The sequence below is a fragment of the Vibrio quintilis genome (assembly GCF_024529975.1).
GTDB classification, from domain to species: Bacteria; Pseudomonadota; Gammaproteobacteria; order Enterobacterales; family Vibrionaceae; genus Vibrio; species Vibrio quintilis.
This window is the reverse complement of record NZ_AP024897.1, coordinates 3,202,944-3,216,622: the sequence shown is the minus strand read 5'-3', so window position 1 is coordinate 3,216,622 and position 13,679 is coordinate 3,202,944. Positions and strand designations below refer to the sequence as shown.

The following is a 13,679-nucleotide window of genomic DNA, read 5'->3' as shown; positions in this document are numbered from 1 at the left end:
TATTATGGAAAATGCGCTTGAATTTTTGCTTGAACAGTCAAAGGAACATGAAGAAAAAGCGGTCTTAGCGCTGAATCAGGCGCGTCAGGAGCTTGATGGTTACTATGAGCAATTAAAACAAATTGAGCAATATCGTCTGGATTACTGCCATCAATTAGTTGAAAGAGGCAAAAACGGACTTACTGCCAGTCAGTACAGCCATTTGAACCGCTTCCTTACTCAGTTAGATGAAACCTTGTCTAAGCAAAAAAGTGCTGAATCTCATTTTAAACAACAAGTAGAAAATTGCCGGGAACACTGGCTAGATACCCGGAAGACCCGCCGTTCTTATGAATGGATGATTGATAAACGCCGGACTGAAAAAGAAAAAGCAGAAATAAGAAGAGAACAGCGACAGTTGGACGAGTTTTGTACACTTCAGTATGCTCGCCGTGGTTCATCAGACCGATTAATGTAAAGCTTTGACTATAAAAATATTATAGTGGCTTGATTTTTGCTTTCTAATTTGACTAAGAAGTTTGTCAGTTTTCTGATGAAGCTGAATCAGGTTTTATTTACGCGAGTCTTGTACATGAATTTAAATCTCATATCGCCTTCAGGTTCACAAAAAAATCATTCAGATGTCACTCAGGTTGATAAGAGTGGCCATGACGCTATTACTGACCCTTCATCCGAAGGAAATTCTGATAGTTTTTTATCTAAGCTTGCTGCATTGTTTGGTGGTAATTCTTCTGAAAACTCAGGTGAAGAACAGGCAGTGACTGCTGACGCTGACAGTAGCGCTGTTCGCGGGCTACAGCACGAGGCTGATGATGTTGAGGGTGGCAGTGAAAGTCAGCTTGCAGCGAATACTGGTGAAGCTGGTGTTGATGAGCTGCTTGAAACCGGCAAAGTTACTGAAACTGATGACGCAGAACTGATCTCTGATGTGGATTTAAATCAGCAGGAAAAACAAGCTGCGGAGCAAGTTGTCGGCGAAGGGCAGGAAGTCTTATCAAGATTGAAAACTGCCAGCCAGCAACTTATTCAGAAAGACGGCAAAGAATTGCCAGCTTCTGAGGCTGATAAAGAAAGCAAGCATATGATTACCTCAGATATCAGTGATGATCCTCAGATCGTCTCGCCCGAACTGATACAAAATCAACAGATCGTCAAATCATCCCCGGAATCAGATGTAGCCAAACAGTCTGAAAGTACAGATGAGAACCTGCTGACTTCAGTGTCTGGAGAGCGGGCTGCAGGTCAGGTTGTTCAGACCCAGGCTCTTGTGACTGATTCTGATGGACAGCGTATTTTACAGGCTGATACTTTGGTGTCTGAAGCTGAAAAGCTAAAAGCCGGTAACAAAGATCAGGTCAATAGTGCTTTACTGCAATCTTCAAATGCCTCCCATAAAAGCCAACCGCTGAATCAGCCATCGCAGGCAGTTGCCGCTCATATGCTCACGCAGCAGGGAAGTAATCAGACAACTGATGCCGCGATACTACAGCAGGGCGCAATGGCCGGACAGGAACTCAGTACACTTCAGACTCAAATTCAACAAAATAATGTTTCTGCTTCGAATCAGGCCGGCGCCAATTTTTCAAAGCAGTGGACAGACAGGCAGGCATTGAATGCCCTGAGTGAGAAAAAGAATTCTGTTGCACCTGGTGCATTTGCTGGTAGCCACGGCGAATCTGTCGCTCAGCATTTATCTTCGGTGACCGGTCAAATGGGGCAGTTGAGAGCCGAACAGGTTCAGAATCAGTCTCCGGTCTATATCAATAAGGATATCGCGGCAGATCAGCTTTCTGAACGGATTCACATGATGATGTCCAAAAACCTGAAAAATATCGATATTCGTCTGGATCCGCCGGAGCTGGGACGGATGCATATCCGTATGCACATGGCTGGTGATCAGGCGACAGTTCATTTTACCGTGGCTAACAATCAGGCGCGTGATGTTATCGAACATTCTATGGGGCGTTTGCGGGACATGCTGACGCAGCAAGGGGTTCAGCTGGGAGAAACCAGTGTTCAGCATCAGGGAGCAAATCAGCAGCAAGGCTATGCTGCCCATGATCAGTCTGCGGAGCACGCATCGTCACAATTCAAAGATTCAGGTTTTGCAGAAGACAATCCTGATACAGGTGTTAAACTTGATTTGAATGTTACAGAAAAGCGTGATGGAATTAGCTATTACGCCTAGTTTATTTTTAGAATCTGATAGTTAAGAGAAAAATATGGCAGATGAAGAATTAGAAGGTGCATCAAAAGGTAAAAATAAGCTGCTGATTATTATTGTTGCCGTTATCGTTTTGCTACTGGGTGGTGGTGGCGCAGCATTTTTCCTGATGGGGTCAGACGATCAGGGTGCTGATGATTCTGAACAGATGCAGGAGCAGACGAAGCAATCCAGTTCTCCGATCGTCTATGTCAGTCTTGCTCAGCCATTTGTCTTTAATATTACCGGTGATAAACGTGATCGCATGGTTCAGATTAAAGTTCAGCTGATGGTAAGAGGCTCTGAGAATGAGAATCTGGCCCGTTATCATTCACCGTTGATTGAAAGTTCTCTGTTATCTACTTTTGCTTCCGCAACTGTTGAACAGTTAAGAACCCCGAATGGAAGAGTCGAGCTCAGAAATAAAGCGACTGAAGATATAAAAACAGCACTCACGAAAGCGGTTGGTGAACCCGTCATTGAGAGAGTTCTGTTTACTGATTTTGTAATGCAATAAGGTGAAACGTGACCGATCTATTAAGCCAGGACGAAATTGATGCGCTATTGCATGGCGTTGATGACGTTGATGAAGATGATGAGGACTTAGAGCCCGATAATTCGGAGATGACGAATTTTGACTTTTCATCTCAGGACAGAATTGTCCGTGGCCGGATGCCAACACTTGAGTTGATCAATGAACGCTTTGCCCGTCACATGCGTATTAGTCTGTTTAATATGCTGAGGAAGACCGCTGAAGTGGCGATCAATGGGGTTCAGATGATGAAGTTTGGTGAATACCAAAATACATTATATGTCCCAACCAGCTTGAATATGGTCCGTTTCAGACCGTTGAAAGGTACGGCGCTGATCACGATGGAAGCCCGTCTGGTTTTCATTTTGGTGGAAAACTTCTTTGGAGGTGATGGCCGTTTTCAAACCCGGATTGAAGGGCGGGAGTTTACGCCAACGGAACGTCGGGTGATTCAGCTGCTGTTAAAAATTGTATTCGGTGACTACAAAGAAGCATGGTCGCCGGTCATGGGCGTTGAGTTTGAATATCTTGACTCTGAAGTGAACCCAAGTATGGCAAATATTGTCAGTCCGACTGAAGTGATTGTTGTCAGTTCCTTCCACATTGAAGTTGAAGGTGGTGGCGGTGATTTCCATATGGTCATGCCATATTCAATGGTTGAACCGATTCGTGAACTACTGGATGCCGGGGTTCAGTCGGATAAGATGGAAACTGATGTCCGGTGGAGTTCTGCATTACGTGAAGAGATCATGGATGTGCCGGTTAATTTCCGGGTGAACTTACTGGAGAAAGACTTAGCGCTGCGCGATTTAATGGAATTACGTCCCGGAGATGTCATTCCGATTGATATGCCTGAGCATGCGGTGATGTTTGTTGAAGAGTTGCCCACATTCCGGGTGAAGATGGGACGCTCTGAAGATAAGCTTGCTGTGCAGGTTTCTGAGAAAATTAAACGCCCTGATGTGGTGAAAACAGATTTGGCTTTTTTAAGTGAGAATATTCTTTCTGATCTTGAAAAAGAAGATGAACTTGATAGTTAATAAAATGAGTAGGTAGCGAAGATGTCTGATTCTGAACTTGATGATCAAAAGCTGGCAGATGAGTGGGCGGCAGCTTTAGGAGAAGACCCTGATGCGTCAGATGCCGATGAAGTAATGACGGCACCTTTAGATGAGCTGGAAGATACTTCTTCGCCTATTTCTGACGATGAACGCCGGAAGCTGGATACCATCATGGATATTCCGGTGACGATTTCTATGGAAGTCGGTCGCTCTCAAATTAGTATCCGGAATTTATTACAACTTAATCAGGGCTCTGTGGTTGAATTAGATCGTATTGCCGGGGAATCTCTGGATGTTCTCGTCAATGGTACTTTGATCGCGCATGGTGAAGTTGTGGTTGTAAATGATAAGTTTGGTATTCGCCTTACTGATGTGATCAGCCAGACTGAACGTATTAAAAAACTAAGGTAGTCCATGAAGCATTATTTGAAAGGACTGTTGTTTTTTTCTTTTCCTGCATTGGCTGCTGCTCCCGGCAGCCAGATTGATATATTCACTACATTGGGTTCTCTGGTTTTTGTTGTTGTCTTCATCCTGATTCTGGCTGTTGTATTAAAGAGAATGCGTTTGCCTGCTTTAGGGCATCAGAAAGGCTTGTCTGTGATTCGCCAGCTTCCTGTCGGCACCAAAGAGAGATTACTGATTGTTCAGGCTGGGGAAGAACAATTCCTGGTTGGTGTAACCACTCAGTCTATACAGTTGATTTCTAAACTTGATAAGCCACTTGAAGATGATTCTCAAACGGTCTCCGAGAATTCTTTTGCCAGTCAGTTAGCCCGGTTGATGAAAAAATGAAGAAGCTGATTTCTATAGTCCGGCCATGCCTGAAAGGCTGCTTTAGCCGGTTGATTTTTGCCTTTCTGCTTTCTGTTTCTGTGGTGTTTTCTTCTGCTTTGTGGGCCGAAGATGCACCGGCAAGTAGTCAGGTGACACAAAGTCTGACCAGTCAGGGGCTGAGCTCGACGACTGCCGTTGGTAAAAACGTCAATCATGCCGGTGTTCCCGGGATTCCGGCCATCACGATGAAAGTCAATCCGGATGGCAGTGAAGATTATTCAATTAATCTGCAGATTCTGGCGTTGATGACAATGCTGGGCTTTTTGCCGGCCATTGTGATTTTGATGACCTCGTTTACCCGGATTGTCGTTGTGATGTCGATTTTACGTCAGGCGATGGGGTTACAGCAAACACCGTCAAATCAGGTGATTATTGGTATTTCTCTGTTTCTGACCTTTTTTATCATGTCACCGGTGTTTCATGAGATAAACCAGAAAGCGGTTCAGCCTTATCTGAATGAGCAAATAAAAGCGAAAGAAGCCTTTCAGCTGGCACAGGAACCCATGCGGGCTTTTATGCTGAAACAGACCCGGGTTAAAGATCTGGAAACGTTTGTCGGGATGTCAGGATCTGATGCGAAAGATCCCCAGCAAGTAGAAATGTCGGTCTTGATTCCTGCATTTATCACTTCAGAACTGAAGACGGCATTTCAGATTGGCTTTATGCTTTTCTTACCCTTTTTGATTATTGATTTGGTCGTCGCATCGGTTCTTATGGCAATGGGTATGATGATGTTGTCACCTATGATTGTTTCCCTGCCATTCAAGTTGATGTTGTTTGTTCTGGTTGATGGCTGGAATTTAATTTTGTCGACATTAGCCGGCAGTTTTGCGCTATAGGGAGAGGATATGACCCCGGAAATATTTGTTGAGATTTTTCGGAATGCATTATGGATTGTCCTGCTCATGGTTTCAGCGATTATTGTTCCCAGTCTGCTCATCGGTTTGGTCGTGGCAGTTTTTCAGGCGGCGACTTCCATCAATGAACAAACACTGAGTTTCTTGCCTCGTTTAATTGTCACTTTACTGGCGCTGATGATGTTTGCACATTGGATGACCCGTATACTGATGGAGTTTTTCTTCTCGATGATTGAGCGTTTGCCTCAGGTCTTGTATTAAATCAGGCGGCAGATATGGAGTTTTCGGCAGATATCATTTTAGACTGGATTGCGACCTATTTCTGGCCGTTGACCCGGATTTCAGCCATGTTGATGGTTATGAATGTAACCGGAGCCCGCTTTGTTTCTGCCCGGATTCGACTGTATCTTTCACTGGCGATTACATTTGCTTTAATGCCGGTAATTCCGGCTGTTCCCCGCGATATCGAATTGTTGTCACTGCAAGGTTTTATTATCACGTTTGAACAGATTGTTATCGGTGTTGCAATGGGGACCGTAACACAGTTTATGGTTCAGACATTTGTCATGCTGGGGCAGATTATCGGTATGCAATCCAGTTTGGGTTTTGCTTCTATGGTAGACCCGGCGAACGGGCAAAATACGCCGTTGTTAGGTCAGTTTTTTATGTTGTTAGCGACGATGTTTTTTCTGTCGACAGACGGACATCTGAAACTTATTCACCTGGTTGCTTACAGTTTTACTTCGTTACCGATTGGTAAGGGAAGCCTGGGCGCAGCTGACTTTCGCGAGCTTGCAACCTGGTTTGGTATTATGTTTAAAGTCGCCCTGAGTATGTCTCTTTCCGGCATTATCGCATTATTGACGATTAACCTGTCGTTCGGGGTCATGACCCGTGCTGCGCCGCAGCTTAATATCTTTTCACTTGGTTTCGCATTTGCTTTATTAGTCGGTTTGCTGCTGTGTTGGTATATCGTGAGTGGTTTATTCACCCATTACGAGACATACTGGCTACAGGGACAAGCGCAAATTTGCCGTTTAATCCGGCTGGATTGCTAGGGTCAGCAGACCCTGAGCATCACTGATCACAGGAGGCGATTATGGCAGAATCGGACGGACAGGAACGCACAGAAGACGCCACCCCCCGAAGGCTGCAGCAAGCCCGTGAAAAGGGACAGGTGGCCCGCTCAAAAGAATTAGCGTCAGTCTCAGTACTGGTGATTGGTGCTGTGTCTTTAATGTGGTTTGGTGAAAGTCTCGCGAAAGCGTTGTATGCATTAATGACGCGGTTGTTTAGCCTGAACCGGGAAGAAATATTCGACCTGACAAAGTTATTTGATATCTTAAGTGGTTCACTGGCCAGCCTTATCCTGCCAACGCTGATTATATTAATTATTTTGTTTATTGCTGCGTTTATCGGCTCGATTGGTGTGGGGGGAATTTCTGTTTCAGCTGAAGCCGCCAGGCCCAAGTTTTCTAAGATGAATCCGCTTAGTGGTCTGAAAAGGATGTTCGGGCTGCAAAGCTGGGTTGAGTTACTCAAATCTATATTGAAGGTTGCACTGGTTGCTGGTGTGGCTTTTTATCTGATTCATGGTTCAAAAGCCGATCTGTTTCAGTTAAGTCAGGATACGTTTCCGCAAAATATTTTTCATGCGCTGGATATTCTGCTTGATTTTATTTTGTTGATCAGTTGTTCACTGTTGATTGTTGTGGCGATCGATATCCCGTTCCAGATTTGGCAACATGCGAATCAGCTGAAGATGACCAAGCAGGAAGTGAAAGACGAACATAAAGAAACAGAAGGGCGCCCTGAAGTGAAGGGGCGTATCCGTATGTTACAGCGTGAAGCAGCGCAGCGGCGGATGATGTCAGAAGTGCCTGAGGCGGATGTTATCGTGACGAACCCGGAGCATTTCTCCGTTGCATTACGGTATAAACAGAATACGGATAAAGCACCGGTTGTTGTCGCTAAAGGTATTGATCATGTTGCACTCAAAATCAGGGAAGTGGCGAAGGAACACCAAATTGAAATTGTTCCTTCACCGCCTTTGGCCCGTGCGCTTTATCATACGACGGAACTTGAGCAGCAGATTCCTGACGGGCTATTCGTTGCTGTGGCGCAGGTGCTTGCGTACGTCTTCCAGTTAAAACAATTCCGGAGAAAAGGTGGTCAGCGGCCTAAGCTGAATGAAGATGCGATGACGATACCTTCAGAGATGCGTTATTAGTGCAGTGAACCCGGAAGTCTGATTTATGCCATATCTGGCGTGCACCTCAGGCTCAGACCTTGCTGACACTGAGTTATGATTATCATTGTTTTCAGAACAGAATAAAGGATTTTCTGATGAGAATTGTTGCAGTGACTGCCTGCCCGACGGGAATTGCCCACACCTATATGGCGGCAGATGTTTTAAATAAAGAAGCTTCCAGGCTGAATATCCATATGAAAGTTGAAACCCAGGGCGCGATGGGGATTGAGAATCAGCTTCAGGCAGCAGATATTGCTCAGGCTGATGTCGTACTTATTGCATCTGATATCGAAATTGAGCACAGAGCGCGTTTTACCGGCAGCAAAATTCATTGTGTCACCATTGAAGAAGTACTGACTAATGTGAACGCAGTACTTCAGCGGTGTCAAACTCTGGCTGGCTAAATGAAAATCAGGTGTCAGATTACGTTTCTGATTGGCGATGATGGGTTGGTGCTCTGGAAGCTGAACCGGTTGAAGGTTTTAGTCAGTTATTTTCGCTCGGTTGTGACTTTCAGAAATATTACCGCGCGTAGCGGATGCAGTACAGACAGAGTACTGGAGATGATGAGCCTGAGAGGCAAGCCAAATCAGTTATGCCAGTTATGGATTGATGGTCTGGATGCTGAGCTGGCGTGTATGGTGCTGACAGATTTTATCTCAGAGCATTTTTATATGGTGGAAGCCTCTCAACGTAGCCGTCATCAGTTATCGGAATTACGCCATCCTGCTTTAACGCTCCCGTTTGATTTTGATTACCGGTATATTTTTTATGCAGATATGGAAACCCGGGATAAAGGTGGTTTGCTTGCTTATCTGAGCCGTGTTTTTCAATTCAGTGACAGGAAAGCTATGGCTATTTTCCGGGCGCTTGATGAACGGGAAGCGATCTCCTCAACTTATATTCATCATGGTATCGCATTTCCTCATGTGATGAGTCACCTGGTAGAGATACCTTCTCTTGCTGTTGTCCGGTTAAGCCATCCCGTTGACTGGCAGTCTGTTCGTGGCGCGGTTGATCTGGTGATAGCTTTATTTCTCCCGGCTTCTCCGGACATGGATATGATTCGTGCAGTGACCTGGCTTTCCCGGAGTTTATTAGATGATTCCTTCTGTCAGGCTCTGCTCCGGACAAAGGAAGCCGGGGCTTTACAGGCCATTTTGTATCATACTCTGGCCAGTGAATTATCCTGATTCAGTCTTCTGTATTCGCTGGGCGTGCAGCCCGTCCGGTTTTTAAATATTCTGAAAAAGTAGTTCACATCCTGGTAGCCACAGCGAATGGCCACTTCATGAAGTTTGAAAGGGTATTTCCGGAGCATGAACTTTGCGCGCTCGATTCTTACCCATGTCATGTAGTCATTTAATGTCATGTGTCCTTTTTGTCTGAACATCCTGGAAAGATGATTCGGTGAAATGTTAAACCGCTCCGCAATACTATTCCTGCTAATCGGGCGGTGAAAATTTTCCTGAATGTAGATACAAATCCCTTGATAAATATCTTCACTTTTTTTCCGGTATTCCGGCGACAGTTTTGAAAGCATAGACTTGCTGTAATTCATCAGCGCAAGAAGCAGATATTCATCCATTGGACTTTTATGGGGTTCTCCGGCTAATGCATTCAGTGCTTCGAGGATATGATCGACTGCGTGACCGGTTCGCATCCGGATACTGTGCTTTTGAACATCAAAGAACCCAGACTCGCCGGCTTTTTTACTCACAAGGCTGAAGCCCAGCTGACGACGTCCGAATAGCAGGCTCAGTACAGAACAATCTTGTTTCCAGTCCGGTTTATTCCAGCAGTTCGGCGGAATATAGATAACATCTCCTGCCAGAACTTTGACTGTTGCAATACCTGATTCCGGGTCTTCAATCTGATTCGTGTATTCTCCCTGAACGACGAGCTCCAGCCGGGGAAAGTTCACCTGATAGCTGAACTGAGGTGGTGTAAATTGATCACCGGCAAACCATATATGATTAATGTGCTCTCTTTCAGATAATAATGTGTCGAGCAAATCATGAAAAAAAGTGGTCGTCATGGTGGTTTACCGCCTCAATATTTGTGAGCCCTGGCACGAAAAAGTGCTATTGATTATGACACATATTTCCATATCTTTAAGCGTTGTATTTTATTTGCAATTGAATTAAACCCCTTTTCTGGGTTGTGTGTTACTCTATTATATTGATTAAAAAGGTTTTTTAATATTATTGATATGAATGTTTTTTGTTCTGCCGATTATGAGCTGGATCACACTGGCTATCAATGGTTACAATAATCCAGTAAATGTCTCTCTGGTACACTTCACTTCATATCACTCCCGGGCGCAAAATAATCATCAGAGCATCTGACCCTGATTAAGGTGATCTGTTGATTGATATCCGGCTCAAACGCCAATGATAAAAATCAGTCTCATCCTGCAGGGCAATATGCTTTGAATAAAAAAATAATGATGTTGTACCCAAACAACCTGAATCATGCATCTTCATGTTGCCTGGGTATAAGTATGACACGGGGAAATACGATGATTACTGAACTAATTAATGAAGATCTGATTCATCTGGATCTGAAAGCGGCTTCGAAAGAAGAAGTTTTCTCAGAGTTGATATCCATTTTATACCGGCAGGGATGTATTAATGATCCGGTCCGGTTTCTCGCTGACATTGAGGCCAGGGAAGTTCTGGGTAACACTGGCTTTGAAGATGGAGTGGCGCTGCCCCATGCGAAGAGTCCGGCAGTTGTAAAACCAGCCGTTGTGATCGGTGTTAGTCAACAGGGCGTTGAATACGGTGCTGATGATGGCAAGCCGTCCAGACTGTTTTTTATGATTGCTTCTCCGGAAGGTGGTGCAGAGCATCACATTGAGGTATTGGCAGAGCTTTCATCCAAGCTGATCGAAGACGGGTTTATTGAACAATTCCTGCAGGTGACATCATCAGAAGAAGCATTAGCACTATTACTGGAAAAAGGGCCTGAAACAGATGCTCAGCCAGTACAGGATAAAGGTTTCTTAATTGGTGTTACCGGATGTCCGACCGGGGTTGCACATACTTATCTGGCGGCTGAAGCGCTGGAAAAAGGAGCCGCAGAGCTGGGATACCAGATCAAAGTTGAAACTAATGGTTCGATCGGGGTGAAGAATTCACCGACCCAGGAAGAAATTGACAAAGCCGATGCGATCATCATTGCTTGTGATAAGCAGGTTGATTTGAACCGTTTTGCGGGCAAGAAGCTGATAGAAACCGGGGTGAAAGTACCGATCAAAGATGCCACGGGTGTGATTCAGCAGGCATTAAAATCACCTGAGTATCAGGCGGGCGAAGAGTCTGAATCCCAGGTTGATACGGGAAATGCCTCCAAACGTTCAGATCTGTATCGTTATCTGATGAACGGGGTATCTCATATGATTCCGTTTGTTGTGACCGGCGGTTTATTAATTGCTCTGGCGCTGGCTATCGGTGGCGAGCCGACAGAAGCGGGAATGGCAATTCCTCCGGGAAGCTTGTGGAATCAGGTCTTAAATGTTGGTGTGGTGGCATTTCAGCTGATGATTCCGATTCTGGCAGGTTATATTGCTTATGCGATCGGTGATCGTCCCGCTCTGGCACCGGGTTTTGTCGGAGGCTGGATAGCAAACAATGGATCATTTTACGGGGCTGAAGCCGGTACCGGGTTTATCGGAGCGATTATTGCCGGTTTGCTGGTGGGATATTTTATTCGTTGGATCACCCATATTAATTACCATAAATATATTCAGCCGCTTGTTCCAATTATGATTGCACCGATTACAGGAACCCTGTTTATTTCAACCCTGTTTATTTTTGTTATTGGTGCACCGATAGCCAGTCTGATGGATTCGATGAATTCACTCTTAACTACAATGAGCACCGGTAACATTGTGTTACTCGGCATTGTCCTGGGAGGAATGGCCGGATTTGACATGGGCGGTCCTTTCAATAAGGTTGCATTCCTGTTTTCTGTCGGCATGATAGCCAGCGGACAAACTCAGTTCATGGGGGCAATGGCCTGCGCGATTCCTGTCGCACCGTTAGGTATGGGATTAGCGACCGTACTTGGACGTAAGCTCAGTCTGTTTGAAGCATCTGAAAATGAAGCGGGTAAAGCTGCCGGCGCGATGGGATTAGTTGGTATTTCGGAGGGGGCAATTCCTTTTGCAGCACAGGATCCGATGTCTGTTATCCCGGCGAATATGATTGGTTCGATGGTAGCTGCGGTCATGGCATTTTCCTTTGGCGTCACAAATAGTGTGGCTCATGGTGGTCCGGTTGTTGCCTTGCTTGGTGCAATGAATAAGCCGTTACTCGGATTGCTTTGTATGGCCGCAGGTGCAGTCGTGACAGCACTGGTTTGTATTACACTGAAGAAAATGCGTCAGGCAAAGGAAGCAGCACAAGCCCTTGCCTGAGCAATACCTGAGTTGTCAGATTGAGAGTTGGAATATTGATTGTTGTATCCAACTCTGACACATTGGGTATGAATTTTTCTGTCTCTTCTGACCATATAAATGCAGATGAAAATGCTCCCGTCTGTTTGGTCAGAGAGACAATTTCCCTTTCTGCTTGCAGGAGCCTGTTGGTTGATGAAATCAACAGGCCCCGGAGAATTTAATACAACCTGATGATGGAAAACACAATGATAAACCAATCCGGTACACGTTATTTCTTCCCTATGAAAAATGTCATTCAGAATTATGCATGGGGAAGCCGTCAATCGATACGGGATATGTTTGATATTCCCAATCCGGAACAGCAGCCTCAGGCAGAAGTCTGGATGGGAGCACATCCAAATGGTTGTTCAGAAATTATTGAAAATAACGAACAACAGCTGCTGTCTGATTTTATTCAGCTGGATCGCTCCGGTATTTTGGGGGTGAGTACTGATATTCAGTTTGGTGAATTGCCTTTTTTATTTAAGATTCTGGCAGCGGAGCAGGCACTTTCGGTTCAGGTACATCCGGATAAATCTCAGGCTGAGGCTGGCTTTTCAAAAGAAGAAGCGGCTGGCATTCCCCGCACAGCGGCTCACCGCAATTATAAAGATCCGAATCATAAACCTGAGCTGGTCTACGCATTAACACCGTACCAGGCCATGAATGGTTTCCGGGAATTTGACACGATTGTGGCTTTATTTAAAACCGTGAATGTTGCCCCGGTTCAGCCTTTAGTTGATGCCTTTGAAAAGGATGCCAGCGAGCATGGTCTCCGGCATTTTTTTCAGGCTTTACTTTCGCTTCAGGGAGAACAGAAGGCGACCGCTGTTGATGAATTACTTTCCTATGCTGAGCAACATCGGGACAATCAGCTCTTCTCTCTGATTTTATCCCTCGGTCATCAATATCCCGGTGATATCGGCGTTTTTTGTCCTTTGATGTTAAATGTTTTGACGCTGAATCCCGGAGAAGCCATGTTTCTTGATGCCTGTACGCCGCATGCGTATATTCAGGGAACGGCACTGGAAGTGATGGCGAATTCGGATAATGTATTACGTTCGGGTCTGACATCAAAGCATATGGATGTGAAAGAGCTGGTCAAATGCACCCGTTTCAGGCCCATTGCCTGCGATACCTTGCTGACTCAACCGGAGTCTGACGGGCAGGGGAAAGTGTATCCGGTGCCAGTCGATGACTTTCAGTTAACAATCTATGATTCGCCTGAGGTGTTGAACGTGATAACTGAAAGTGCTGAGATTTTGTTAGCGCTGGATAACACCATGACCTTGTCTCATGTCAGCGGGGAAAACATTCAGATCGAAAAAGGTCACTCTGTCTTTATTCCCGCTTTCACCGGACAGTACCGGCTGACTTCTTCCGGGCGGATTGCCCGGGTGACGAATTAGTCTGCCAGTCGATGACAAATAAAAGAAAGAAGAGTGAATCACGGTTTACTCTTCTTTCTTTTTGCTTCTTTACCCGGTTCAGCAG

15 protein-coding genes are annotated in these 13,679 nt (G+C 45.3%); 14 read left to right on the top strand and 1 reads right to left on the bottom strand.

From position 1 onward, the window contains the following. Nucleotides 1–4 precede the first annotated feature (4 nt). The 12 genes from fliJ (at nucleotide 5) to OC443_RS14680 (ending at nucleotide 8,934) form a co-directional block, all read left to right on the top strand. Nucleotides 5–457 (top strand): flagellar export protein FliJ, encoded by a 453-nt coding sequence (gene fliJ, locus OC443_RS14735; protein ID WP_073581290.1) that lies wholly within the window; start codon nucleotides 5–7, stop codon nucleotides 455–457. A gap of 114 nt (nucleotides 458–571) precedes the next feature. Continuing rightward, on the top strand, nucleotides 572–2,188 hold the full coding sequence (locus tag OC443_RS14730) for a flagellar hook-length control protein FliK (RefSeq protein WP_159440313.1): 1,617 nt from the start codon (nucleotides 572–574) through the stop codon (nucleotides 2,186–2,188). 34 nt (nucleotides 2,189–2,222) lie between these two features. Further along, the gene (gene fliL, locus OC443_RS14725) at nucleotides 2,223–2,720 is read left to right on the top strand and encodes a flagellar basal body-associated protein FliL (protein WP_073581294.1); all 498 of its coding nucleotides are present in this window, start codon (nucleotides 2,223–2,225) and stop codon (nucleotides 2,718–2,720) included. Between the two features lie 8 nt (nucleotides 2,721–2,728). Beyond that, on the top strand, nucleotides 2,729–3,775 hold the full coding sequence (fliM, locus tag OC443_RS14720; protein WP_073581296.1) for a flagellar motor switch protein FliM: 1,047 nt from the start codon (nucleotides 2,729–2,731) through the stop codon (nucleotides 3,773–3,775). 21 nt (nucleotides 3,776–3,796) lie between these two features. Next, the gene (gene fliN, locus OC443_RS14715) at nucleotides 3,797–4,207 is read left to right on the top strand and encodes a flagellar motor switch protein FliN (RefSeq protein ID WP_073581298.1); all 411 of its coding nucleotides are present in this window, start codon (nucleotides 3,797–3,799) and stop codon (nucleotides 4,205–4,207) included. 3 nt (nucleotides 4,208–4,210) lie between these two features. Then, complete coding sequence (gene fliO / locus OC443_RS14710; protein WP_073581300.1) at nucleotides 4,211–4,591, top strand: flagellar biosynthetic protein FliO; 381 nt, start codon at nucleotides 4,211–4,213, stop codon at nucleotides 4,589–4,591. Then, the gene (gene fliP / locus OC443_RS14705; protein WP_083601561.1) at nucleotides 4,588–5,472 is read left to right on the top strand and encodes a flagellar type III secretion system pore protein FliP; all 885 of its coding nucleotides are present in this window, start codon (nucleotides 4,588–4,590) and stop codon (nucleotides 5,470–5,472) included. Before fliO ends, fliP begins: the two co-directional genes overlap by 4 nt. Nucleotides 5,473–5,481: 9 nt before the next feature. Then, nucleotides 5,482–5,751 carry a flagellar biosynthesis protein FliQ gene (gene fliQ / locus OC443_RS14700; RefSeq protein ID WP_073581302.1) on the top strand — a complete coding sequence of 90 codons (270 nt, stop codon included), beginning with the start codon at nucleotides 5,482–5,484 and terminating at the stop codon, nucleotides 5,749–5,751. A gap of 14 nt (nucleotides 5,752–5,765) precedes the next feature. Beyond that, nucleotides 5,766–6,548, top strand: a complete 783-nt coding sequence (gene fliR, locus OC443_RS14695) for a flagellar biosynthetic protein FliR (protein ID WP_073581304.1) — start codon at nucleotides 5,766–5,768, stop codon at nucleotides 6,546–6,548. A gap of 41 nt (nucleotides 6,549–6,589) precedes the next feature. Next, the gene (flhB, locus tag OC443_RS14690; protein WP_073581306.1) at nucleotides 6,590–7,720 is read left to right on the top strand and encodes a flagellar biosynthesis protein FlhB; all 1,131 of its coding nucleotides are present in this window, start codon (nucleotides 6,590–6,592) and stop codon (nucleotides 7,718–7,720) included. Between the two features lie 116 nt (nucleotides 7,721–7,836). Then, complete coding sequence (locus OC443_RS14685) at nucleotides 7,837–8,145, top strand: PTS fructose transporter subunit IIB (RefSeq protein ID WP_073581666.1); 309 nt, start codon at nucleotides 7,837–7,839, stop codon at nucleotides 8,143–8,145. Further along, on the top strand, nucleotides 8,146–8,934 hold the full coding sequence (locus OC443_RS14680) for a PTS sugar transporter subunit IIA (RefSeq protein WP_073581308.1): 789 nt from the start codon (nucleotides 8,146–8,148) through the stop codon (nucleotides 8,932–8,934). It begins immediately after the preceding gene. Here the strand turns inward: OC443_RS14680 and OC443_RS14675 are convergent. Next, the gene (locus OC443_RS14675) at nucleotides 8,907–9,779 is read right to left on the bottom strand and encodes a helix-turn-helix domain-containing protein (protein WP_073581310.1); all 873 of its coding nucleotides are present in this window, start codon (nucleotides 9,777–9,779) and stop codon (nucleotides 8,907–8,909) included. The genes OC443_RS14680 and OC443_RS14675 overlap by 28 nt on opposite strands. 483 nt (nucleotides 9,780–10,262) lie before the next feature. Here OC443_RS14675 and OC443_RS14670 point away from each other — a divergent pair, with 483 nt between their 5' ends. Together OC443_RS14670 and manA are read left to right on the top strand one after the other, a co-directional pair. Next, nucleotides 10,263–12,164: a PTS fructose transporter subunit IIABC gene (locus tag OC443_RS14670; protein WP_073581312.1), complete on the top strand. Its 1,902-nt coding sequence runs from the start codon at nucleotides 10,263–10,265 to the stop codon at nucleotides 12,162–12,164. A 215-nt stretch (nucleotides 12,165–12,379) separates the two neighbouring features. Then, on the top strand, nucleotides 12,380–13,594 hold the full coding sequence (gene manA, locus OC443_RS14665) for a mannose-6-phosphate isomerase, class I (RefSeq protein ID WP_073581668.1): 1,215 nt from the start codon (nucleotides 12,380–12,382) through the stop codon (nucleotides 13,592–13,594). Nucleotides 13,595–13,679 lie beyond the last annotated feature (85 nt).